This is a genomic window from Ruegeria sp. HKCCD7181 (assembly GCF_057221055.1).
On the sequence record NZ_JBWVBC010000003.1, the window covers coordinates 31,741 to 53,500 of the forward strand.

A 21,760-nucleotide genomic window follows, 5' to 3' on the forward strand; every position below is an offset into this window, starting at 1 on the left:
AACATCACGCGATTTTGGCATTAAGGTTCGAGCCGTCTCGAAACTGGGAGAGGATTACATAATGCGTCCGATTGTTGGAATAATCGGCAATTCCTACCTGATGAACGATCAGTATCCGACCCATGCGGGCGGAACGATGAATTCGGATGCCGTGTCCAACGTGGCTGATTGTATCCCGTTGTTGATCCCCGCCGATCCGCGTTTTGTCTCGGTTGAGGAGTTGTTGGAGGTCTGCGACGGTTTTCTACTGACCGGTGGTCGCCCCAATGTCCACCCTGAGGAATATGGCGAAGCTGCAACCGCCGCGCATGGCGATTTTGACCGGGCGCGGGATGCCATCACTCTACCACTGGTGCGAGCCTGCGCCCAGCGTGGCCAGCCATTTTTCGGGATTTGCCGTGGATTTCAAGAAGTCAACGTGGCCATGGGGGGAACCCTGTATCCGGAAATCCGCGATCTTCCAGGGCGCCAGAACCACCGCATGCCGCCCGATGGAACGCTGGAAGAGAAATTCGCCCTGCGGCACGTCGTGACCCTGACTGAAGGTGGCGAGTTCCATCGGTTGTTTGGTGCTTGCGAGGTGATGACAAACACGTTGCACGGGCAGGGCATCAAAACCGTTGGACAAAATATCGTCGTCGATGGTCACGCGCCGGACGGGACCCCCGAGGCAATTTATATTAAGGATTCCCCGGGCTTCACCTTGTCTGTGCAATGGCACCCGGAATGGGACGCGGCAAACGACCCCGTGTCTCGCCCGCTGTTCGAGGCCTTCGGTGATGCGGTGCGAGCCTGGGCGAACTGCAGTCGCAAAACACATCTGAAGCGACTGGCTTGACCGCGGCGGAAAGACCGGCCCGCTGGAAAGACCGGTCCTTCGGGCTTCGTTAAACCAGCAAGTTGAACTGCTTGTTCAACGGCAATTTGCGCGCTCGTTCGCCGGTCAAATCGAACAGAGCGTTGCCGAGTGCGGGCATGGATGGCGGCGTGCCCGGCTCGCCAGCGCCCCCCATATGCTTGTTGGTTTCCAGCACGCGGACCTCTGTCATCGGCGTCGAATGCATGCGCAGCGCGTCATAGTCAGGGAAGTTGTACTGCTCGACCTCGTCGTCGGCGAATGTGATCTCGCCGTGGGCGGCGGCGGACAGACCATAGATCATGCCACCGATCATCTGAGCCTCGACTGTGGCTGGATCCAGCGCGAGGCCCATGTCGCATGCGATCCAGGCCTTGTTGATGCGGATTGTTCCGTCCTCATCCACTACCTCGATCACCTGCGCGACAGGTGTGCCGAAGCTGTAGGTCAGCGCCACTCCGCGTCCGACACCATCGGGAGTTTTGCCTGTCCAGCCGGACATCTCTTGCACGGCTTTAAGGCAACCGGCGGATGGGGCGTGTTCATTGCTGGTAAGCTCCAGCCGGAATTCCAGAGGGTCGCGGCCCGCAGCATGGGCCATTTCATCCAGAAATGTCTCGTGGAAGAATCCGTTATGGCTGTTACCGACTGAACGCCAAAAACCAACAGGAACCTGCAAGTCCGCGATATGGCCGCTGATACGGTAGTTCGGCACGGCATAGGGTTGGTTGAATAAGCCCTCGACCAAAACTTTGTCTGGGCCACCACCAGCCATGCCGGTCATCCGTTCAACTGCCTGATGGGTGCAGGACTGCGAGGCGACTTTGCCGTCAATCAGCACAGCCTTTCCGCCCTTGACCGCTCCGCGCATCCGGGCCATCGCGCCGGGGCGGTAGAAGTCATGACGCATGTCCTCTTCGCGGCTCCATGTGGTTTGAACCGGCGTGCCGGGCATCGCCATGGCGACACGGGTTGCGATCACGCCAAAATCAAATTCACCGCGCCGTCCGAATCCACCACCAAGATAGGTGGTGTGCACCTCGACTGCTTCTGTGTCTAGATTTGCAGCACCTGCGATTTTCATTTGCATAAAGGTTGGGGCCTGATTGCCGCCCCAGAATTCCAGTCGGTCGCCCGAGTAAAGCGCTGTGGCGTTCATCGGCTCCATCGTGGCGTGTGCCAGATAGGGAACCGAGTATTCCGCCGTGATTACCGTTGCGCCTTCGGGAAATACCTCGACATCGCCGTCGTCACGCATGGTCGAATTGGGCTCCTCATCGAACGCCTTGGCGATTTGTTCGAACAGACCATCAGTCTCTGGCGGGTAGGGAGCCTCGCCCCAGTCCACGTCAATCGCCTCGACCGCCTGCATTGCCAGCCATGTGTTGCTGGCAATGACTGCGACGCCGGTGCCCAGATCGACAACCTTTTCTACGCCCGGCATCGTCTCCGCTGCGCTGGCATCAAAGCCGTTCATCTGGCCGCCCAGCTTTGGGTTCATGCGGACCGAGGCGAATCTCAGCCCTTCAGGCCGAACGTCAATTCCAAATTCAGCAGTACCAGTCGACTTGCCCGGGATGTCGATGCGCGGCTGAGATTGGCCCAGCAGACGCCAGTTGGCAGGGTCGCGCAGCTCGACCTCGGGCGGTTCGATCTGGCCTGCGGCCTCGGCGAGATCGGTGTACGGGATGCGGGTGCCATCCGGAGCAACCACCGCGCCGTTTTCGGTTTCCAGTTGCGCACGGTCTACGCCCAATTGATCCGCAGCGGCTTGTTTGAGAGTCTCACGTGCGGTGGCGCCAGCCATCCGCATCCGCTCGAACCCATCTTTCATTGACGTCGATCCGCCGGTGACGTGAAGGCTTAGAACCTTGCCGATCACACCCAGAGCCTCGCCCAGATTGTGCTGAAAATCCGAAACGTCATAGCCTTTGTTTGGCAGACCTTCTCCGATCATCGCCGTATTGTAATAGGCCGCGGCCGCCGGGCCATGCAGAACGCGGATCTGGTCGAGTTCGACGTCCAGTTCCTCGGCGATCAGGGCGGCCCAGGTGGTCATCACTCCCTGACCCATTTCCGCACGCGGCGCGAACAAGGTAACGCCCTGCTGATCGATCAGCACAAATGGGCTCAGCGCGGTCTCGCCCTTGCCCGGTTTAAGGGGGTTGGCTGCTGGGCGGGTGACGTAATAAGCGCCAAAAGCAACACCGCCGATAATTGCGGCCGAGCCGATCAGAAAGGTGCGGCGAACGATTTTTCCAATGCGTGCCATGATTCAGACCTCCTTCAGCTTTGCTGCGGCGTCGTGGATGGCGGCGCGGATACGGGGATAGGTGCCGCAGCGGCACAGGTTGCCCTGCATCGCCTCGTCGATCTCGGCATCGGTAGGGGTTGGGTTGTCCGACAGAAGGGCAGCGGCTTGCATGATCTGGCCAGACTGGCAGTAGCCACATTGCGCGACCTGATTATCGACCCAAGCCTTTTGGATTGTGGCCATCGTGTCCGGTGTGCCCAGCCCTTCGATCGTGGTGACGTCACCCCAGACATCGGATAGCGCCACCTGACAAGAGCGCACAGCTTCCCCGTCGATGTGAACAGTGCAGGACCCGCAGGCGGCGACGCCGCAGCCGAATTTCGTACCGGTCAGGCCGACCTCGTCGCGCAGAACCCACAACAGGGGGACATCATCAGGCAGATCGACCTGATGGGCTGTTCCATTGATCTTAAGGGTGGTCGCCATGGCGCACCTCTTTTTGGCTGTGACTGACTGTCTGACATAATTAGCGTAAAGTGTCATTGTGTCAATTGACAAAATAAACAAAAAATGTCAGGGGTTCGACTATGACAAACGTTAGTGAAGATCCCAGACAGGCTGCGATCCTGAATTCGGCATTTCAGGCCTTTGCAACCTACGGTTTTCGAAAAACCTCGATGGATGACATTGCCAAGGGGGCCGGTATGTCGCGGCCTGCTGTTTATCTGCATTACAAGAATAAAGAGGCGATCGTTCGTGAGCTTACCCGGCTGTATTATGGCCAAAAGACCCTTTCAGTGACCGAGGCGCTGGGTGGGGAGGGAACCGTGCCGGAAATTTTGGCACGGGCGATTCAAGTGCAATCCGAGGGTATGGCAGATATTCTGGCCTCCCCTCACGGGCTTGAAATGCTGGACGCCACAAAATCCATGTCTACGGATATTGTCCAGGATGGAGAGGCCAAATTGACAGGCCTTTATGCGGACTGGCTGCGGCGTGAAGATGTCGCCGGCCGCGTGCATCTTCCCGTCGGGCCGGATGAGACGGCCGGGACAATTACTGCGGCTCTAAAGGGGATCAAGATGACAGCCTCAGGAGCCGAGGAATTTGAGCTAAGAATCTCTCAATTGGCGGCGTTGTTGGGCGCCGGGTTGGAGGTCAGGTAACGCGCTGTCGGATTTTGTATTCCGGTTTGTCCCATAGCTTGTTGCCGATGATGTCGGCCAGAATATCGACGGCCTGTTCCACGTCGCTTTCTTCAATATAGAGCGGTGTGAAACCGAACCGCATGATGTCGGGCGCGCGGAAATCCCCGATTACACCGCGTTCAATCAGAGCCTGCATTGCGGCGTAACCTTCTGCAAAGCGGAACGAGATCTGGCTGCCGCGCCGGTGTGGATCGCGCGGGCTGGCCAGCTCCAACTCGGGACAGGCAGCTTCAACTCGGGCGACGAACAGTTCGGTCAGTTCGATGGACTTGGCGCGAATGTCGGCCATATTGGTCATGTCCCAGATGTCCATCGCCGAAGACAACGCTGTCATCTGTATCACCGGTGGAGTACCGACCCGCATCCGTTCAATTCCTGCGCCGGGGCGGTAATCCAGATCAAAAGCAAAAGGCGCCTCATGCCCCAGCCAGCCCGAAAGCGCCGGGCGGACCCGGTCCGTCAGGCGAGGAGCAATATAGATGAATGCAGGCGCCCCTGGCCCACCATTGAGGTACTTGTAAGTACAACCCACGGCAAAATCCGCATTGCAGCCAGACAAGTCCACAGGAATTGCACCGGCAGAGTGCGCCAGGTCCCAAACTGTCACCACGCCATTCGCATGGGCCAGTTCCGTCAGTGCTTTCATGTCATGTATGCGTCCGGAGCGGTAATCAACCTCGGTCAGCATCAAAACGGCCATGTCTTCGGTAATGTGCGAGGCGACATCCTCGGGATTGACCACGCGCAACTCGTAGTCATCCCCCAATGATCGCAACAGCCCGTCGGCCATATAGAGATCGGAAGGAAAATTGCCGTTATCCGACAGCACCACCTTGCGTCCCGGATTCAGTTCCAGCGCCGAAGCGACGGCCTGATAAACCTTGATCGACAATGTGTCGCCAACCACAACGCTGCCCGGTTCCGCCCCGATCAACCGGCCGATCCGGTCGCCGAGCCCAGTAGGGAGAGCCATCCAACCCGCTTTGTTCCAGCCGGTGATCAGCATCTGCCCCCATTCTTGGCTCAGCATGTCCTGAACTTTCGCACCCGCCGCTTTAGGCAAAGGGCCCAGAGAGTTCCCGTCCAGATAAATCATCCCTTCAGGCAGGTCGAACATGGCCTTTGTTTTGCTGAAATCGGTCATGGGGTCTCGCGCGTTTTGTGTAGACAAGTCTGATCTGTCACCGGCGTACCCGATCCTTCTTGGCCTGTCCATCGGTGTGCCGGCCACGGGCTGCGAGTGCTGCGACACCCTGAGCTTTTGCCTTCGCAATCAGAAAGCGGTAGGACATGACACGAAAGCGACATGCTTTGCGAGATTTTGCAACAGGAGGACATCATGCGCCGGATCGATATTCCGCCCGTCTGGTTGATCGGCTTTGCGTTGCTGGCCTGGTTGCAAGGACGCATGTTGCCGCTTGGCTTGTCGCTTGAGGGCGCTGTTACCAACTTGCTCAGCGGGTTGCTTATCGGTGCGGGGATTATTTTGGCAATTATGGCGATTGTCGAATTTCGTCGACATCGCACGACTGTAATCCCGCACGAGACACCTTCGGCCATGGTGCAGTCGGGCATCTACAAGCGCAGCCGAAACCCAATCTATCTGGGCGACGTGCTGATCCTGGCTGGGCTCATACTTCGATTTGATGCGGTATTGTCGCTTGTCCTGATACCCGTATTTGTCTGGGTATTGGAGCGGCGCTTTATCGTGCCGGAAGAGAACCAATTGCGCCGAACATTCCGGGTTGATTTCGCCCGGTACGAACGCCAGACGCGTCGATGGATCTGAAGTTGTGCGAAATTTGACACAACATGGGAATTGCTGCGCTTGCGAAATAATCTTTCGCAAGATACATCGTCTCTGGAACAACAATACCGACGACCTGCGCGAACGGACACGAAATTAAGGAGATCGCACCGGTGAAGATAGGAACACCAAAAGAGGTTTTTGACGGGGAGAACCGGGTTGCGATGACTCCGGATTCAGCGCGTCAATTGCAAAAGCTGGGATATGAATGCTTGATCGAGAAGGGGGCCGGCGCGGCCGCAGGGTTCTCGGATCAAGCCTATGAGGAAGCCGGTGTCGAGGTCATCAAGACCGCCGCGTCGCTTTGGAAGGCTGCAGATATCGTTGCCAAGGTGCGTCAGCCCAACGAAACCGAGCTGAAGCGTCTGACCAAAGGCAAGACGTTGATTTCGTTCTTCAACCCGGCCGGGAATGAAGAGGGAATGGCGCTGGCCAAATCCAAGGGCGCCAATGTGATTGCCATGGAAATGGTCCCGCGCATTTCGCGCGCGCAGAAAATGGATGCGCTGTCTTCCATGGCCAACATCGCGGGTTACCGCGCGGTGATCGAGGCGGGCAACAACTTTGGCCGCTTCTTCACCGGTCAGGTGACGGCTGCTGGCAAGGTGCCTCCTGCCAAGGTGCTGATCGTCGGCGCCGGTGTGGCGGGTCTTGCCGCGATCGGGACGTCCACCTCGCTGGGTGCGATCACCTACGCGTTCGACGTGCGCCCCGAAGTGGCCGAGCAGGTCGAATCCATGGGTGCCGAGTTCGTTTACCTGGACTTTGAAGAGGAACAGCAGGATGGCGCGGCCACCGGTGGCTATGCCAGCGTCCAGTCCGAAGAGTTCCGCAACGCGCAATTGGCCAAGTTCCGCGAACTGGCACCCGAGGTGGACATCGTCATTACCACGGCCCTGATCCCCAACCGCCCGGCACCGAAGCTGTGGCTTGAGGATATGGTCAAAGCGATGAAGCCGGGCTCGGTGATTGTTGACCTTGCAGCCGAGCGCGGCGGCAACGTCGAAGGCACCGTACCGGATGAGAAGGTCGTGACCGACAATGGTGTGACCATCATCGGCTATACGGACTTCCCCAGCCGGATGGCGGCGCAGTCCTCGTCTTTGTATGCGACCAATATCCGGCACATGATGACGGACCTGACGCCCGAAAAGGACGGGCAGGTCAATCATGACATGGAAGACGATGTGATCCGTGGCTCGACCGTGACGTATGAAGGCGAGATCACCTTCCCGCCGCCGCCGCCCAAAGTGCAGGCGATTGCGGCGCAGAAAAAGCCCGAGGTCAAGGAATTGACGGCGGAGGAGAAAAAGGCGCAGGAGATTGCGGCCTTCAAGGCGCAAACCAAGCAACAATTCACTCTGTTGGGTGTCGGCGGCGCGTTGATGCTGCTGGTGGGGCTGATTGCTCCGGCCAGTTTCATGCAGCACTTCATCGTCTTCGTGCTGGCAATCTTTGTGGGCTTCCAGGTGATCTGGAACGTCTCGCATTCGCTGCACACACCGCTGATGGCGATCACCAACGCGATCTCGTCGATCATCATCGTCGGGGCGCTTATGCAGATCGGATCTGGGTCAGTCCTTGTCGTTCTGCTGGCGGCACTGTCGGTCTTCATGGCCGGGATCAACATCTTTGGCGGCTTCCTCGTAACCCGGCGCATGCTTGCCATGTTCCAGAAATCTTAAGGAGGCCGGGCACATGGAATTTGGCTTCACCACTGCCGCCTACGTTGTCGCGGCTGTTCTGTTCATCCTGTCCCTTGGCGGCCTGTCGAACCAGGAAAGCGCCAAGCGCGCGGTCTGGTATGGCATCGTCGGTATGGCGCTTGCGGTTTTTGCCACGCTTGTCGGCCCCGGTGCGGGTCGGTGGCTGCTATCGTTGCTGCTGATCGCAGGCGGTGGCCTGATCGGTCAATACGTGGCGCAGCGGGTGCAGATGACCGAGATGCCGCAGCTTGTGGCGGCTATGCACTCGCTGGTTGGTCTGGCGGCTGTGTTCGTTGGCTACAATGCACATTTTGAGGTCCTGAACGTCGCCGAAATGTTCGCGGTCTCGGATGCATCGAAGGACGTTCTGCTCACGGGTCTCGGAGGGTTTGCCCAACTGATCGCCAAGAAGACCCCGGCCGAAGTGTCGATCCTGCATGTCGAGCTGTTTCTGGGCATCTTCATTGGTGCGATCACCTTTACCGGCTCGGTCGTGGCCTATGGCAAGCTGGCGGGCAAAGTGACCTCGGCGGCGACCAAATTGCCCGGTGGTCACGCGCTGAACGCGGCTGCGGCTGGATTGTCGCTGATCTGCCTGTTCTGGTACACGGCATCGGGCGGCTTCTTCCCGCTGTTCCTGATGACGCTGGCGGCGCTGTTCATCGGTTATCACCTGATCATGGGCATCGGCGGCGCCGACATGCCGGTGGTTGTGTCGATGCTGAACTCGTATTCGGGCTGGGCGGCGGCGGCCATTGGCTTCTCGCTGGGCAATGACCTGCTGATCGTGGTGGGCGCGCTGGTGGGCTCGTCGGGTGCGATCCTGTCTTACATCATGTGCAAGGCGATGAATCGTCACTTTGTCAGCGTGATCCTGGGCGGTTTTGGCGGCCCACAGGGCGAACAGATGGCGGTCGAGGGCGAGCAGATCGCCATCGAAGCAGACGGTGTTGCTGCAGCCCTGAACGACGCTGACAGCATCGTCATCATACCCGGTTATGGCATGGCCGTGGCGCAGGCGCAGCAATCGGTCAGCGAGCTGGTTCGCAAGCTGCGCGCCAAGGGCAAGAATGTCCGCTTTGCGATCCACCCCGTTGCGGGTCGTCTACCCGGCCACATGAACGTGCTGCTGGCCGAGGCGAAGGTGCCGTATGACATCGTTTTGGAAATGGACGAGATCAACGACGACTTCCCGGATACGGATGTGGCGATTGTCATTGGATCGAACGACATCGTGAACCCTGCGGCGCAGGAAGATCCCAACAGCCCCATTGCCGGCATGCCGGTTTTGGAATGCTGGAAGGCAAAGCAGGTCTTCGTGTCCAAGCGCGGTCAGGGCACGGGTTACTCGGGTATCGAAAACCCGCTGTTCTTCAAGGAGAACACGCGCATGTTCTACGGGGACGCAAAAGCCTCGCTTGATAAACTCCTGCCAATGATCGACTGATCTGCGGCATGATCACCAAAGAAAGGCGCTCTATACGGGCGCCTTTCCTGTTTTTGATATACCTTCGGAACACAGGAGGTGGATCATGGAAAAAGTAAACGGCATTGGCGGTCTGTTTTTCCGCACGCGCGACCCCGAAGCGCTGAGCACCTGGTACGAAAAACACCTCGGCGTCAATCACTACGACCCTGTGCCATGGAAGCAGCGTGAGGGGTACACAGTCTTTGCCCCGTTTGCGCAGGACACCGAATATTTCGGACGCAGCGAGCAACAATGGATGATCAATTTCCGGGTTGATGATCTGGCGGCCATGATCTCCCAGTTGGAAGCCGCCGGAATCGCGGTCGAAACCCGCGCCGAATGGGACAGTGAAATTGGAAAGTTCGCCCGCATTCACGATCCCGAGGGAAATCCGATTGAACTCTGGGAGCCAAATCAATGAGATAGCGGGCTTGTATACCGATGTATTCCTGTAAGTGTATGAAATAAAAAGAGAATTGATGTATTGTGCATGTGTCGTATAGTGCGTCGGACGAAGCGGAGCCCTAAATGACGCCAATAGACGACCATCCCCTGCGCTATGCGCTGGCCAATGAACTGCATGCACGGCCTTTCCCGGTGGCGACAATGCCGTGCACGGTGGTTTTTCTGGCGATCAAGAAACCGGAGGCCGCTGCCGCACGGGATCGCCGTGAGGATTTGGAGCACCTGATCAATCTTCTGGATCGTCACGGCGCACAGCACCCTCAGCCGGATGCCACGCACTACGCCGGTCAGATCGGGCGCCATTGGCTGAAGTGGGAGCAGCATACCGAGTTCGTGACCTACACCGCGATTGCCCAGAACGTGAGTGATCGTGCGTTCAACCCGGCCGATTTCGAGGTCTTCCCGCCCGATTGGCTGACGGCCAGTCCGGGCCAGCGGGTCACCTCCGCAATGGTGCGTGTGATAGAACGTGAGGAGGACGAGGTAGTAAAGTCCAAACTGACGGATTGGTTTGAACCGGAAAGCCTCGCCGTCGCCCGTGTGCTGGATGACACCGCCGTTTGCGCCAGCGATTTTCGTATTGATCCGGCGGGACATATGCGCTTTGCACTGTTTGTGAGCGAAGGCACCGGAGAGCGCAGGACCGGGCGGATTGTTCAGCGCCTGTGCGAGATCGAGACCTACAAAGCGATGTCCATGCTGGGTTTTGCGCGTGTTAAACAGCTGATGCCCCGTATCGGAAAGCTGGACGAAAAGCTGACCCGCTTGATGGGGCAGATGACCGATAACTCGGCGCATCCTGACGAACTGTTGCAGGATTTGCTGTCGACATCGATCGAGCTTGAAACTCTTTCAGCCCAATGCTCATTCCGGTTCGGGGCTACGGGCGCTTATGAGGCCATCGTCAACCAGCGGATCGAGGTCCTGCGCGAAGAACGGTTTGAAGGTGGTCAGAACTTCGCCGATTTCATGATGCGCCGCTATGATCCTGCCATCCGCACCGTGAAATCCACGGAACGCCGCCTTCAGGCGCTTTCGGACCGGGCCATTCGAGCGGGAGAGCTGCTGCGAACGCGCGTGGATGTGGAACGCAGTGCGCAGAACCAAGCGTTGCTAGAAAGCATGGACCGACGCGCCGATCTGGCCCTGCGCCTGCAGCATACGGTCGAGGGATTGTCTGTCGTGGCCATCAGCTACTACGCGGTCTCACTGGTCAGCTATCTTCTTTATCCGCTGACCAAAGTGGGGATCAGCAAAGGGATACTGACAGCGGCCGTCACGGTCCCTGTGGTTCTAGGGGTTTGGTACGGAATCCGCCAAATACGCAAGCGGCTGGAATAAGCACCGTTTGCCAAACGCCTTCAAGCCTGTAGAACAGGCCGCGTTTTGGTGAATTCGGTGAGGGCAATCTTTGATCGGTATTTTGGCCGCATGGCGGGCTGTCGCCGCCATGTTCATCCTGAACGGTGCACTGTTTGGTATCTGGGCATCGCGCATTCCCGCCGTGCGTGACCGTCTGGAATTGACACACGAGGCGTTGGGCTATGGCCTGTTGTTCATGGCAGCCGGGGCCGTTTGTTCTTTTCCGATCACCGGGCGACTGACAGACCGCTTCGGCGCAGTAGCCATCACGCGTGCCGTTGCGGTTCTTTACACGTTCTCTCTGGTATTGTTGGCACTGGCTGGAGAGGTCTGGACGTTGGCCGCCTTCTTGTTCGTCTTCGGTGCCTTTCACGGCTCAATGGACGTGGCGATGAACGCCTGGGCGGCAGAGGTCGAGCGAGCCTATGACAAGCCATTGATGTCCTCGTTTCACGCGATGTGGAGCCTTGGGGCAGGGTTGGGGGCGCTCAGCGGGTATGTCGCGGTTCAGATGGGCTTGACGGTTATCCTTCATTTTCTGCTGGCCGGAGGTGTCGTCGTCGGGCTTGCTCTTGCTTTGTCGTGGGTGCGCTGGACGTCAAGGCGCTCTGAACTGTCCAAGGGGTCGGTTTTCGCATTGCCATCCGGCGCCTTGGTTCTGGTCGGGCTTACCGCTCTATGCGGAGCACTTGGCGAAGGCGCCGTCGCGGATTGGAGCGCTATTTTTCTGCGCGATGTTACAGGAGCGGCAGAAAGCATCGCAGCACTGGGCTATGCAATCTTTTCGGTAACGATGGTGGCGTTCCGTCTAGCAGGTGGCGTTGTGATCGCCCGTTTTGGGCCAGCGGCTACGGCCCGGTTCGGTGGTATATGCGCTGCGTTTGGTGTGTTTTGCGTAGTGTCCGCTGCAGCTCCGCATCTGGCGCTGGCTGGATTTGCGTTAATGGGGGTGGGCTATGCCGTGATCATGCCGCTGGCGTTCAGCCGTGCAGCCAGTGATCCGGCGGTCCCGCCGGGGCAGGCAATCGCCAGTGTTGCCACGCTGGGATACGGTGGGTTGCTGATCGGGCCGCCGCTGATCGGGATATTGGCTGAGTTGCTGACCCTGCGACTGGCCTTTGCGGTACTCTTGCCGCTGGCGGTGGTGATCGTGGTGTTAGCCGGCGCGCTGAGGCGCGCCGACTGAGTTTGTTTCAGCGTCCGCGAATGCGCGGGTCCAGCGCGTCGCGCAGACCGTCGCCCAGGTAATTGACGCTCAGCACAGTCAGCGAAATCGCCAACCCGGGCCAGAACACGCGCTCGGGGTATTGCTGCAGGTAGTCGACGCCATCAAACAGCAGGCGGCCCCATGTCGGGAAGTCAGGCGGGAACCCAAGCCCCAAGAAGGACAAAGCGCTTTCAGTGATAATCGCCGTGGCAATGCCCAGCGTTGCGGACACCATGATAGGCGACAGCACGTTGGGCAGGATATGCCGGGTGATGATCTGCGAGTTGCTGGTGCCGATCGAACGGGCGGCCAGCACGAACTCACGCTCCTTGATGGCCAGCACGTCGCCGCGCACAATCCGTGCTGTAGGCATCCACGATGTGATCCCGATGGCGCAAACGATCAGGATGAATATCCCGCGCTCCAACCCGAAGGCCGCAGACAAGGGCTCGCGGAACAGCAGCATCATCACAAGCAGCAGCGGCAACAGGGGCAGGGCCAGGAACAAATCGGTGAGGCGCATTAGCGGACCGTCCAACCGCTTGAAGAACCCGGCCACAACGCCAATGAAAGAGCCTAGGAACAGGGCCAGCAGCATCGCAGTGATACCAACTGAAACCGACGTTTGGCCGCCTGACATCATTCGTGCCATGATATCGCGACCCAGCTGATCGGTACCAAAGGGATGGGCGAGGCTTGGCCCCTGATTGCGTGCCCGGATATCGATCTGTGTTGGATCGATGGTCCACAAGTAAGGCCCCAGATAGACGGCGGCGACGATGAAGATGAACAACACCGCGCCCAGCATCGCGCCCTTATGCGTCTTGAACTGATCCCAAACGTCGCGCCATTGGCTGCGGGGTGGGGTGGCCAGCTCCTCCATCACGTCTGCGGTGGGCAGGGCCGTTGAAGCGGGTGCGAGCCCTTCGTCGGGGACCAGCGTGTCGGTGTGATCCTTATCAGTCATAGCGGATCCTCGGGTCCAGAATGCCATACAGAACGTCTGCGATCAGGTTGAACAGAACGATCAGAACAGCAAAGATGAAGGTCAGGGTTTGCACCATCGGAAGGTCATTGGCCTGAATTGCGCCAATCAACAGTTGACCGATGCCGTTTACCTTGAACACCTGCTCGGTGATGATTGCGCCGCCGAAGATGGCGGGAATACCCAGCGCGATTACGGTCACCACCGGGATCATCGAGTTGCGCAGAACGTGCACCATGACGACGGTATATTCACTCAGCCCCTTGGCGCGGGCGGTGCGGACATAGTCCTGATTGAGGTTATCCAGCATGGACGCCCGCATAAACCGGCTGAGCTGCGCAGTGATCTGAAGGGCCAAAACCATGACAGGCATGATCATCTGTTTCAGCTGCACGACAAAGCTGTCCCAGCTGTTCACAACAAGTGTGGTGTCATAGATCGACGGGAACCAGCCCAGCTGCACCGAAAAGATCACGATCACCAGAACGCCCGAGAAGAACGGCGGCACCGAGAACCCAACCATGGAAACGAATGTCCCCATTTGATCGAACCAGGAGTACTGGCGGTAAGCAGAGTAGATGCCGATGGGAAGGGCGATCAGGATGGCGACCACATAGGCGGTGCCGACAACCCACAGGGTTTGCGGGATACGCTGAACCACGATGTCCATGACGGGCGAGCGGGTCTGCCACGAAATCACACGCAGATCACCTTCTGAGAAGGTTGTGCCGAACATTGCGTCGACCAGCACCTGCGGTTCGATCCAGAAGAACTGCACGATCCATTTCCAGAACCGGATATGCATCGGCTGACCGAGGCCAAGCGCCTCGCGCATCTTCTCTTTGACTTCGGGCGGAACAGTGAGCGGTACCTGCGCCATCGGATCGCCTGGTGCGAGCTCGAGGAGCAGGAAAATGACGAGGCTGATGAACAAGAGCGTCGGAACGGCCAGGATCAGTCGTCTTATAGTGAAGTTGAGCATTAAGAGGCGCCTTTGTATGCGTCTTCTTGTTGGTGGAGTATGCGAAATACCGCGCCCCGAACAAGATCAGGGCGCGGTGTATGCAAGACTAGCGCTTACGAACCGGTTTTGCGATACCAATCAGCAGCGTTCCACAGTTCGCTGTCCCACACGTTCAGAACAACACCACCAAGCGTGTTCGAATGTGCCGACAGACGGCCACGGTGCACCAGCGGGATCATACCGCCGTTTTCAACCATGATGTCATTCAGGCGACGGGCGATTTTCGCACGCTCGTCCGCGCCAGCAGTTTCGGCCAGCTGACCATGCAGCTTGTCGAACTCTTCGTTGCAGAAGCGGCTAATGTTTTCACCCTGCCACTGGCTTTCCGGCTTGGGTGCTTTGTCGCACAGGCCGTTGCCCAGATAGGATTGCGGGTCTGTGCCGTTGAAGGTGTTGGCGTACATCTCAACGTCAGCATAGAACTTCTGGAAGGTGTCAGGCGAACCCGGGTCACCACCGAAGAAGACCGACGCGTTGATGTTGCGCAGCTCGGATTCGATACCGATCTGGCTCCACCATTCTTTGATCAGCGCCTGGAAGTCCTGACGAACAGCGTTGGTCGAGGTCTGATAGACGATCTTCAACGGAACGCCGTCCTTTTCGCGCACACCGTCGCCATCGGAATCAACGATACCTGCATCATCTAGCAGCTTCTTCGCGCCTTCGATGTCCTGTGTGTCACAGGTGAACGTGTCCGAATTAACTGCAGCCGGGGCCGGAACCCAGTTACAGGTGACCTGACCGGCCTGACCATAGCCGATTTCCACCAGCAGCGGACGGTCGATGGCCATCGACATCGCCTTGTAAACCGCAGGATCCGTCAGGAACGGGTGCGGATGCTTGGCAGTCGAACGTTCGCCTTCCGGGAGATCGGATGACGGGTTGGTCTGGTTCAGCATGATACGCTCGACCAGCGGGCCGAAGCCTGCAACCGGAGTACCCTTGCCGCCTTCCTGCATTTGCTGGATTACTTCAGGTGCCAGCTGCAGGTTCCAAGCATAGTCGAACTCGCCAGTTTCCATGACGGCGCGACCCGCCGCAGTTGCATCGCCGCCACCCTTGAAGGTCAGCGTTGCGAAGGCCGGTTTTGCCGGATCGCGGTAGTTTTCGTTGGCCTTCATGGTGATCACGTCGTTCGGCTTGAACTCGGTGACGACAAAGGGTCCGGTGCCGATCGGGTTGAAGTTCTCGGTCGTGCATTCGGGGGCTTTCGCGCCCACGCAGTCAGCGAACTGTGCAGCCTGAATGATCGGGCTTTCACCGCCTACGAAGGGGCCATAGGGGAACGGAGTCGGCGCGTCGAAAGTGACTTTTACGGTCAGATCGTCGACGGCTTCTACATTGGTGACGCCTTCAAATTTGGTAACCTGCGCGCAGCCGCCTTCGGGGTGCATGCAGTAATCGGCCGTAAACTTTACGTCAGCCGAGGTGAACGGCGTGCCATCCGACCAGGTGATTCCCGGAGCGATTTTCCAAGTGATCGAGGTCAGATCTTCGCTGACGCCGCCATTCTCAACCGTCGGAATTTCAGATGCCAGAAATGGCACCATGTTGCCGTCTTGGTCGTAACGGGCCAGAGGCTCGATCACCAGCGAAGCCGATTCCACATCCTTGGTACCGCCTGAAAGAAACGGGTTCAGGATCGAAGGTGCCTGCCAGTAAATGATGCTGACATTGCCGTCCGATCCGCGCTCGGCAAAGGCCATCGGGGCCATAGCCGTGCTGGCGATCGCACCAAGCAAAAGGGTTTTGATTTTCATCATACACTCCATGTTGGACACTTACGTGTCTCGATTATCTCCGCGAGGCCTGCGGACTAGGCGTTGCCGAACTGGGTGGCAAGGTATTGAAAAAAAACGAAAACGAAATTTACGCTTCGTGTTTTCCGCCCTCTCCCAAAAACGGTTACGCGGCGTATCGAAACAGAGTTTCTGAAAATTGCAAGCCTTGCCGCAGCGAAATTCTGCAATGCGTTTGACTTTTCCCGTCTCGCCGCCTTAGCGTTTGGCAACCAAAAAAACATAAGCCGCCAAGGGGAGCGTGCACGTGCTGGATCAGCCAATTGCCCAGATCAAGAAACTACGTGTAGAATTTCAGACAAAGGACGGACCTGTCGTTGGGGTCGAAGACGTCTCCTTTGAGGTACACCCAGGCGAAACCGTTTGTATCGTTGGCGAATCGGGGTCCGGTAAATCGGTATCCTCGCTGTCGCTGATGCGATTGGTCGAGTTCGGCGGCGGCGAAATTGCCGACGGTCAACTGCTGTTTGATCGGCGCGACGGCGAAGAGATGGACCTGTCAAAGGCTGATCAGGATCTGATGAAACAGATTCGCGGTAACGAGATCGGAATGATCTTTCAGGAACCGATGACGGCTTTGAACCCTGTGTTTACGGTCGGCCGGCAACTGACCGAAGGGTTGCGAATCCACAAGGACCTGAACAAAGCTGACGCTGAGGCGCGGGCTCTTGAATTGTTGCGTCAGGTTCGAATCCCCGAGCCCGAGCGGCGTCTGAAGCAGTATCCGCACGAATTGTCCGGTGGGATGCGTCAGCGCGTGGTGATCGCAATGGCGATGGCATGCGAGCCGCGCTTGCTTATTGCGGACGAGCCGACGACGGCGCTCGACGTGACTATTCAGGCCGAGATTCTCGCGTTGATGGACCGCCTCAAGCGCGAAACTGGCACGGCGGTGATGTTTATCACCCACGACATGGCTGTCGTTGCGCAGATGGCTGACCGGGTTGTGGTTATGTTCCGCGGCAACAAGGTCGAAGAGGGGTCGGTCAACGAAATCTTTGAAAATCCGCAGCACGACTACACCAAATCCCTGCTGGCGGCGGTGCCGAAACTGGGCGAGATGCGCGGCAAGGCCGCGCCCGAGCCGATGAAGTTGCTGGGCGTCGAAGGGCAGAATACCGACCCGATCCCCGGCACCGAAGAGGTGCTGCTGACGGTCAAGAACCTGACCACAAGGTTCCCGGTCAAGGGCGGGTTGCTGCGCCGCACCATCTCGAACGTGCATGCGGTTGAGGACGTGTCGTTCACGCTGAACCGGGGTCAGACGTTGAGCCTGGTGGGCGAATCCGGCTGTGGCAAGTCGACGGCGGGTCGTTCGATCCTGCGGCTGGTCGAACCCCTGACGGGTGAGGTCAACCTGGACGGCGTCGATATCATCGGGCTCGATCAAAAGGGGTTGCGGCAGGCGCGGCTCGACATGCAGATGATCTTTCAGGACCCGTTCGCCTCGCTCAATCCGCAGATGCAGCTTATCGATCAGGTGGCCGAGCCGATGCGGAACTATGGCGTTGCGTCTGGCTCCGAATTGCAGGACCGGGTCGCGAACCTGTTCGACAGGGTGCATCTGCCGCGCAGCTTCATGCGCCGCTTCCCGCACGAGATGTCGGGTGGTCAGCGCCAGCGGATCGCCATTGCGCGTGCTCTGGCATTGAACCCCAAGCTGATCATTGCGGATGAGGCGGTCTCGGCGCTGGATGTGTCCGTACAGGCGCAGGTTCTGAACTTGATGATGGAACTGCAATCCGAGCTTGGCCTCAGTTATTTGTTCATCAGTCACGACATGGCCGTGGTCGAGCGAGTCAGCCACTATGTGGGCGTCATGTATCTGGGGCGGATCGTCGAACTGGGGCCACGTGCACGTGTCTTTGAAAACCCACAGCACGCCTATACCCAGGCACTGATGAAGGCGGTTCCGATCGCCGATCCGAACAAACGCAAATCGGAAAAAGATTTGAATTTCAAACCGATCCCGTCGCCTATTCATCCGATCGGATACACGCCGGAGCCATCAAACTACCGCGAAGTCGAGCCGGGCCATTTTATCCTGACCACTGACAGCGGGTATTAATCCCTATGGCAGATCGCCTGTCTCCGCTTGAGATCATGACCAAGCTGATCTCATTCCCAACGGTGAGCCGTGTCAGCAACCTGCCGCTGGTGGATTGGGTCGAGGACTACTTGCGCAGCCACGGGATTGAATCCCACCGCTGGCCGGATCCGGATCAACCGCACAAGGCTGCTCTGTATGCCCATGTCGGCCCTTGGACGGAGGGCGCGGTTGTGTTGTCCGGTCACACTGACGTGGTGCCCATAGACGGTCAGCCATGGGATACGGACCCGTTCGTGGTTACCGAAAAGGACGGCAAGTATTTTGGCCGCGGCACCTGTGACATGAAAGGCTTTGATGCGCTTGCCATCTGGGCTCTGGTCGAGGCACAGCACGCCGGCGTAAAACGCCCTCTGCAATTGGCGCTGAGCTTTGACGAAGAGGTCGGATGCACCGGCGCCCCTCCGATGATCAAGGCAATGCAGGGCGTTGTGCCCAAGGGGTCGGCCGTGATCGTTGGTGAGCCGTCGATGATGAAGGCCGTCACGGGCCACAAAGGTGGCTTTGGCTACGACACGCATGTAGTCGGATTTGAAGTTCATAGCTCGATCATGCATACCGGTGTGAACGCGATCATGGAGGCCGCGCCGCTGATCGACTGGGCAAACGCGCAGAATGTCAAGAACATGGCCGCCGAGCCCAGCGAAATTGCCGCGATTTTCAACCCGCCCTGGACCACGTGCCATGTTGGTATGATCGAAGGAGGCACGGCCCATAACATAACCGCCAAAGACTGTCGGTTCATGATGGATTTCAGGGTGGTTCCGGGTGAAGAAGCCGCCGAATGGCGCACAGCTTACATGGATCGTGTGAAAGCTGCCGAGGTTCGGATGCAGGTCGTCCATCCAGAGGCCCGCATTGAAGTTTCGGAAACCTTTGCGGTGCCCGCATTGGTTCCGGAACAAGATGGTGAGGCAGAGGCACTGGTGCGGTCATTGACTGGCGATAATGCCACGCACGTCGTAAGCTATGGCACGGAGGCTGGCCAGTTTCAGGAGGCCGGGTATTCCGCTGTGATTTGCGGCCCGGGCGATATTGCGCAGGCTCACCAGCCGAATGAGTTCATCACCATCGCGCAATTTAACGAAGGCCAGAAATTCATGGAACGTCTGGTGCAGAGGTTAACTCATTAACCAGAACATCAAGAGGAGATCGAAAATGCCCGTCAAGAACCGGCTTGCCGAAATGCATGGTGAGATCACCAAATGGCGCCGTTATCTGCATGCGCATCCTGAGCTGATGTACGACGTGCACGAGACGGCGGGGTTTGTCGTGGATCGCCTTAAGGAATTCGGGGTTGATGAGATCACTCCTGGCATCGGCCAAACCGGTGTTGTCGCGGTGATCAAAGGCCGCGAAGACACCAAGGGCCGCGTGATCGGCCTGCGAGCCGATATGGACGCACTTCCAATCGAAGAAGCGACCGGGCTGGACTATGCATCGACTGTTTCTGGCAAAATGCATGCCTGCGGGCATGACGGTCATACGTCGATGCTGTTGGGGGCCGCGCAATACCTGGCCGAGACGCGGAATTTTGACGGGACGGTTGTGCTGATCTTTCAACCGGCTGAGGAAGGCGGCGCCGGTGGGTTAGCCATGTGTCAGGACGGTTTGATGGAGCGTTGGGGCATTCAGGAAGTCTATGGTATGCATAATATGCCGGGTATGCCTGTTGGAGAATTTGCGATCCGGCCCGGTGCTCTGCTGGCCTCGTCGGATGAATTCGAGATCGTTGTAACTGGCAAGGGCGGCCACGCGGCGGCACCCCATGATGCAGTTGATACAACGCTTGTTGCGTCTCATATTGTGGTGGCTTTGCAATCGGTTGTGTCGCGAACTGTTGATCCAATCAAGCGTGTCGTGCTGACCGTCGGGACGTTTGAAACCGACAGCGTTGCATCGAATGTCATAGCGCATACCGTTCGGTTGCAGGGCACCGTCAGAACTCTCGATCCCGAATACCGGACTATCGCGGAAGAGCGCGTGCGCCGGATTGCCGAAGATACGGCTTCGGCCTTTGGGGCCTCGGCGCAGATGACATGGACACCCGGTTATCCGGTGACGATGAATTCCGAGACCGAAACCACCTATGCCGCAGAAGCAGCGCAGGCGGTATCTGGCAAGGTCAATGACAGCACCGATCCGATCATGCCCTCAGAAGATTTCGCCTACATGCTTGAAGAACGGCCCGGAGCCTACATCTTTATCGGGAATGGGGACACGGCCATGTGCCACCACCCGGAATACAATTTCGACGACGACGCCATTCCTGCCGGCTGCAGCTGGTTTGCTGAGCTGGTGGAACGACGATTGCCCGTCGCATAAATAAGGGAGAATGCCATGCCGATCAAAAACCGCCTTGCACAGATGCATGAAGAAATAACTGGTTGGCGGCGTGACATTCATCAGCACCCTGAAATCCTATATGACACCCATCGCACCAGCGCGTTGGTGGCCGAAAAGCTGAAAGAGTTCGGATGCGATGAGGTCGTAACCGGGATCGGACGCACTGGTGTCGTAGGCGTGATTAAAGGCAAGACCGATACGCAAAGCCGCGTGATCGGGTTGCGCGCCGATATGGACGCGCTACCGATGCAAGAGCAGACCGGTCTGGACTATGCTTCGAAAACCGAAGGTGCGATGCATGCCTGTGGGCACGACGGCCATACGGCCATGGTTCTCGGGGCTGCGAAGTATCTGGCCGAAACCCGGAATTTCAACGGCACTGCCGTGGTGATCTTTCAGCCCGCCGAGGAAGGCGGAAACGGGGCCGAGGCCATGTGCAAAGATGGCATGATGGATCGTTTCGGCATTCAAGAGGTTTACGCCATGCACAACGTGCCGGGCGTACCCACCGGTCAATTTGCAATTCGGCCTGGTCCATTACTGGCTGCAGCGGATGAGTTCGACGTTCATCTGGAAGGGCGCGGCGGCCACGCGGCGAAACCACACGAAACCGTCGATACAACCGTGATGCTGTCCCAGCTGATCGTTGCGTTGCAGACAATCGTGTCGCGCAATGTTGATCCGATATTGCAGGCGGTACTTTCCGTGACTTCGGTTGAAACTTCGTCCAAAGCTTTCAACGTTATACCGCAGTCGGCGCAGGTTCGGGGTACTGTACGTACCCATTCCAACGAAATGAGGGATCTGATCGAAAAGCGGTTGAACAAGGTCGTGGAAGGGATTGCCAACACCTTTGGCGGCTCTGCCAAGGTAACTTACACGCGCGGCGTTCCCGTCACGATCAATGCCGAAGAGCAGACGGGTTTTGCTGCCGAGGCCGCCGTCTCGGTCGGTGGCAGCTGTGATGAGGCTCCGATGGTGATGGGGGGCGAGGATTTCTCGTTCATGCTGGAAGAACGCCCCGGCGCATTTATTGTGTTGGGTAACGGCGACAGCGCCGGGCTGCACCACCCCGAATACAACTTTAACGACGAGATCATCCCCGTGGGGTGTTCTTGGTTTGCCGAAATGGTCGAGCGCCGGATGCCGGCTGCTTGAGAGATCGC

18 protein-coding genes are annotated in these 21,760 nt (G+C 58.1%); 12 read left to right on the forward strand and 6 right to left on the reverse strand.

Going from position 1 to position 21,760, the window contains the following annotated elements:
• The first annotated feature begins 58 nt into the window (after positions 1-58).
• On the forward strand, positions 59-838 hold the full coding sequence (locus tag AC2TCY_RS06890; protein WP_480846959.1) for a gamma-glutamyl-gamma-aminobutyrate hydrolase family protein: 780 nt from the start codon (positions 59-61) through the stop codon (positions 836-838).
• 49 nt (positions 839-887) lie between these two features.
• On the opposite strand, the gene AC2TCY_RS06895 is transcribed toward AC2TCY_RS06890, so the two are convergent.
• Both AC2TCY_RS06895 and AC2TCY_RS06900 read right to left on the reverse strand, forming a co-directional pair.
• Entirely contained in the window at positions 888-3,128 is a 2,241-nt protein-coding gene (locus AC2TCY_RS06895; protein ID WP_480846408.1) for a xanthine dehydrogenase family protein molybdopterin-binding subunit, read from the reverse strand.
• Positions 3,129-3,131: 3 nt separating this feature from the next.
• On the reverse strand, positions 3,132-3,596 hold the full coding sequence (locus tag AC2TCY_RS06900) for a (2Fe-2S)-binding protein (RefSeq protein WP_480846409.1): 465 nt from the start codon (positions 3,594-3,596) through the stop codon (positions 3,132-3,134).
• 101 nt (positions 3,597-3,697) lie between these two features.
• Here AC2TCY_RS06900 and AC2TCY_RS06905 point away from each other — a divergent pair, with 101 nt between their 5' ends.
• Complete coding sequence (locus AC2TCY_RS06905) at positions 3,698-4,276, forward strand: TetR/AcrR family transcriptional regulator (RefSeq protein ID WP_480846410.1); 579 nt, start codon at positions 3,698-3,700, stop codon at positions 4,274-4,276.
• On the opposite strand, the gene kynU is transcribed toward AC2TCY_RS06905, so the two are convergent.
• Positions 4,269-5,462, reverse strand: coding sequence for a kynureninase (gene kynU / locus AC2TCY_RS06910; protein WP_480846412.1), 1,194 nt, complete (start codon positions 5,460-5,462; stop codon positions 4,269-4,271). The genes AC2TCY_RS06905 and kynU overlap by 8 nt on opposite strands.
• A gap of 195 nt (positions 5,463-5,657) precedes the next feature.
• On the opposite strand from kynU, the gene AC2TCY_RS06915 reads away from it, so the two are divergent.
• The 6 genes from AC2TCY_RS06915 (at position 5,658) to AC2TCY_RS06940 (ending at position 12,312) form a co-directional block, all read left to right on the forward strand.
• Positions 5,658-6,107, forward strand: a complete 450-nt coding sequence (locus tag AC2TCY_RS06915) for a methyltransferase family protein (RefSeq protein WP_480846413.1) — start codon at positions 5,658-5,660, stop codon at positions 6,105-6,107.
• 131 nt (positions 6,108-6,238) lie between these two features.
• Complete coding sequence (locus tag AC2TCY_RS06920) at positions 6,239-7,810, forward strand: Re/Si-specific NAD(P)(+) transhydrogenase subunit alpha (protein WP_480846414.1); 1,572 nt, start codon at positions 6,239-6,241, stop codon at positions 7,808-7,810.
• 13 nt (positions 7,811-7,823) lie between these two features.
• A complete protein-coding gene (locus tag AC2TCY_RS06925; RefSeq protein ID WP_480846415.1) occupies positions 7,824-9,278 on the forward strand; it encodes an NAD(P)(+) transhydrogenase (Re/Si-specific) subunit beta in 1,455 nt (484 codons plus the stop codon).
• 85 nt (positions 9,279-9,363) lie between these two features.
• Positions 9,364-9,720 (forward strand): VOC family protein, encoded by a 357-nt coding sequence (locus tag AC2TCY_RS06930; protein WP_480846417.1) that lies wholly within the window; start codon positions 9,364-9,366, stop codon positions 9,718-9,720.
• 107 nt (positions 9,721-9,827) lie between these two features.
• Positions 9,828-11,105 (forward strand): DUF3422 family protein, encoded by a 1,278-nt coding sequence (locus AC2TCY_RS06935; protein ID WP_480846418.1) that lies wholly within the window; start codon positions 9,828-9,830, stop codon positions 11,103-11,105.
• Positions 11,106-11,175: 70 nt separating this feature from the next.
• Entirely contained in the window at positions 11,176-12,312 is a 1,137-nt protein-coding gene (locus AC2TCY_RS06940; RefSeq protein ID WP_480846419.1) for an MFS transporter, read from the forward strand.
• Positions 12,313-12,319: 7 nt separating this feature from the next.
• Here AC2TCY_RS06940 and AC2TCY_RS06945 read toward each other — a convergent pair whose 3' ends face one another.
• The 3 genes from AC2TCY_RS06945 to AC2TCY_RS06955 form a co-directional block, all read right to left on the reverse strand.
• Positions 12,320-13,300 (reverse strand): ABC transporter permease, encoded by a 981-nt coding sequence (locus AC2TCY_RS06945; RefSeq protein ID WP_480846421.1) that lies wholly within the window; start codon positions 13,298-13,300, stop codon positions 12,320-12,322.
• Positions 13,293-14,300, reverse strand: coding sequence for an ABC transporter permease (locus AC2TCY_RS06950; RefSeq protein ID WP_480846423.1), 1,008 nt, complete (start codon positions 14,298-14,300; stop codon positions 13,293-13,295). Before AC2TCY_RS06950 ends, AC2TCY_RS06945 begins: the two co-directional genes overlap by 8 nt.
• Before the next feature lie 95 nt (positions 14,301-14,395).
• Complete coding sequence (locus tag AC2TCY_RS06955) at positions 14,396-16,102, reverse strand: peptide ABC transporter substrate-binding protein (RefSeq protein ID WP_480846424.1); 1,707 nt, start codon at positions 16,100-16,102, stop codon at positions 14,396-14,398.
• 286 nt (positions 16,103-16,388) lie between these two features.
• On the opposite strand from AC2TCY_RS06955, the gene AC2TCY_RS06960 reads away from it, so the two are divergent.
• The 4 genes from AC2TCY_RS06960 to AC2TCY_RS06975 are packed head-to-tail and all read left to right on the forward strand — an operon-like array spanning position 16,389 to position 21,752.
• A complete protein-coding gene (locus AC2TCY_RS06960; RefSeq protein ID WP_480846425.1) occupies positions 16,389-18,209 on the forward strand; it encodes an ABC transporter ATP-binding protein in 1,821 nt (606 codons plus the stop codon).
• 5 nt (positions 18,210-18,214) lie between these two features.
• Positions 18,215-19,381, forward strand: a complete 1,167-nt coding sequence (gene argE / locus AC2TCY_RS06965) for an acetylornithine deacetylase (RefSeq protein ID WP_480846426.1) — start codon at positions 18,215-18,217, stop codon at positions 19,379-19,381.
• 25 nt (positions 19,382-19,406) lie between these two features.
• On the forward strand, positions 19,407-20,573 hold the full coding sequence (locus AC2TCY_RS06970) for a M20 aminoacylase family protein (RefSeq protein ID WP_480846427.1): 1,167 nt from the start codon (positions 19,407-19,409) through the stop codon (positions 20,571-20,573).
• A gap of 15 nt (positions 20,574-20,588) precedes the next feature.
• On the forward strand, positions 20,589-21,752 hold the full coding sequence (locus AC2TCY_RS06975; RefSeq protein ID WP_480846429.1) for a M20 aminoacylase family protein: 1,164 nt from the start codon (positions 20,589-20,591) through the stop codon (positions 21,750-21,752).
• Positions 21,753-21,760: the final 8 nt, after the last annotated feature.

What these genes read in the sequence shown, in the direction of transcription:
- AC2TCY_RS06895 (WP_480846408.1), bottom strand. Translation starts at nt 3,128, where the DNA reads ATGGCACGCATTGGAAAAATCGTTCGCCGCACCTTTCTGATCGGCTCG.
- AC2TCY_RS06900 (WP_480846409.1), bottom strand. Translation starts at nt 3,596, where the DNA reads ATGGCGACCACCCTTAAGATCAATGGAACAGCCCATCAGGTCGATCTG.
- AC2TCY_RS06905 (WP_480846410.1), top strand. Translation starts at nt 3,698, where the DNA reads ATGACAAACGTTAGTGAAGATCCCAGACAGGCTGCGATCCTGAATTCG.
- kynU (WP_480846412.1), bottom strand. Translation starts at nt 5,462, where the DNA reads ATGACCGATTTCAGCAAAACAAAGGCCATGTTCGACCTGCCTGAAGGG.
- AC2TCY_RS06915 (WP_480846413.1), top strand. Translation starts at nt 5,658, where the DNA reads ATGCGCCGGATCGATATTCCGCCCGTCTGGTTGATCGGCTTTGCGTTG.
- AC2TCY_RS06925 (WP_480846415.1), top strand. Translation starts at nt 7,824, where the DNA reads ATGGAATTTGGCTTCACCACTGCCGCCTACGTTGTCGCGGCTGTTCTG.
- AC2TCY_RS06930 (WP_480846417.1), top strand. Translation starts at nt 9,364, where the DNA reads ATGGAAAAAGTAAACGGCATTGGCGGTCTGTTTTTCCGCACGCGCGAC.
- AC2TCY_RS06935 (WP_480846418.1), top strand. Translation starts at nt 9,828, where the DNA reads ATGACGCCAATAGACGACCATCCCCTGCGCTATGCGCTGGCCAATGAA.
- AC2TCY_RS06945 (WP_480846421.1), bottom strand. Translation starts at nt 13,300, where the DNA reads ATGACTGATAAGGATCACACCGACACGCTGGTCCCCGACGAAGGGCTC.
- AC2TCY_RS06950 (WP_480846423.1), bottom strand. Translation starts at nt 14,300, where the DNA reads ATGCTCAACTTCACTATAAGACGACTGATCCTGGCCGTTCCGACGCTC.
- AC2TCY_RS06955 (WP_480846424.1), bottom strand. Translation starts at nt 16,102, where the DNA reads ATGAAAATCAAAACCCTTTTGCTTGGTGCGATCGCCAGCACGGCTATG.
- argE (WP_480846426.1), top strand. Translation starts at nt 18,215, where the DNA reads ATGGCAGATCGCCTGTCTCCGCTTGAGATCATGACCAAGCTGATCTCA.
- AC2TCY_RS06970 (WP_480846427.1), top strand. Translation starts at nt 19,407, where the DNA reads ATGCCCGTCAAGAACCGGCTTGCCGAAATGCATGGTGAGATCACCAAA.
- AC2TCY_RS06975 (WP_480846429.1), top strand. Translation starts at nt 20,589, where the DNA reads ATGCCGATCAAAAACCGCCTTGCACAGATGCATGAAGAAATAACTGGT.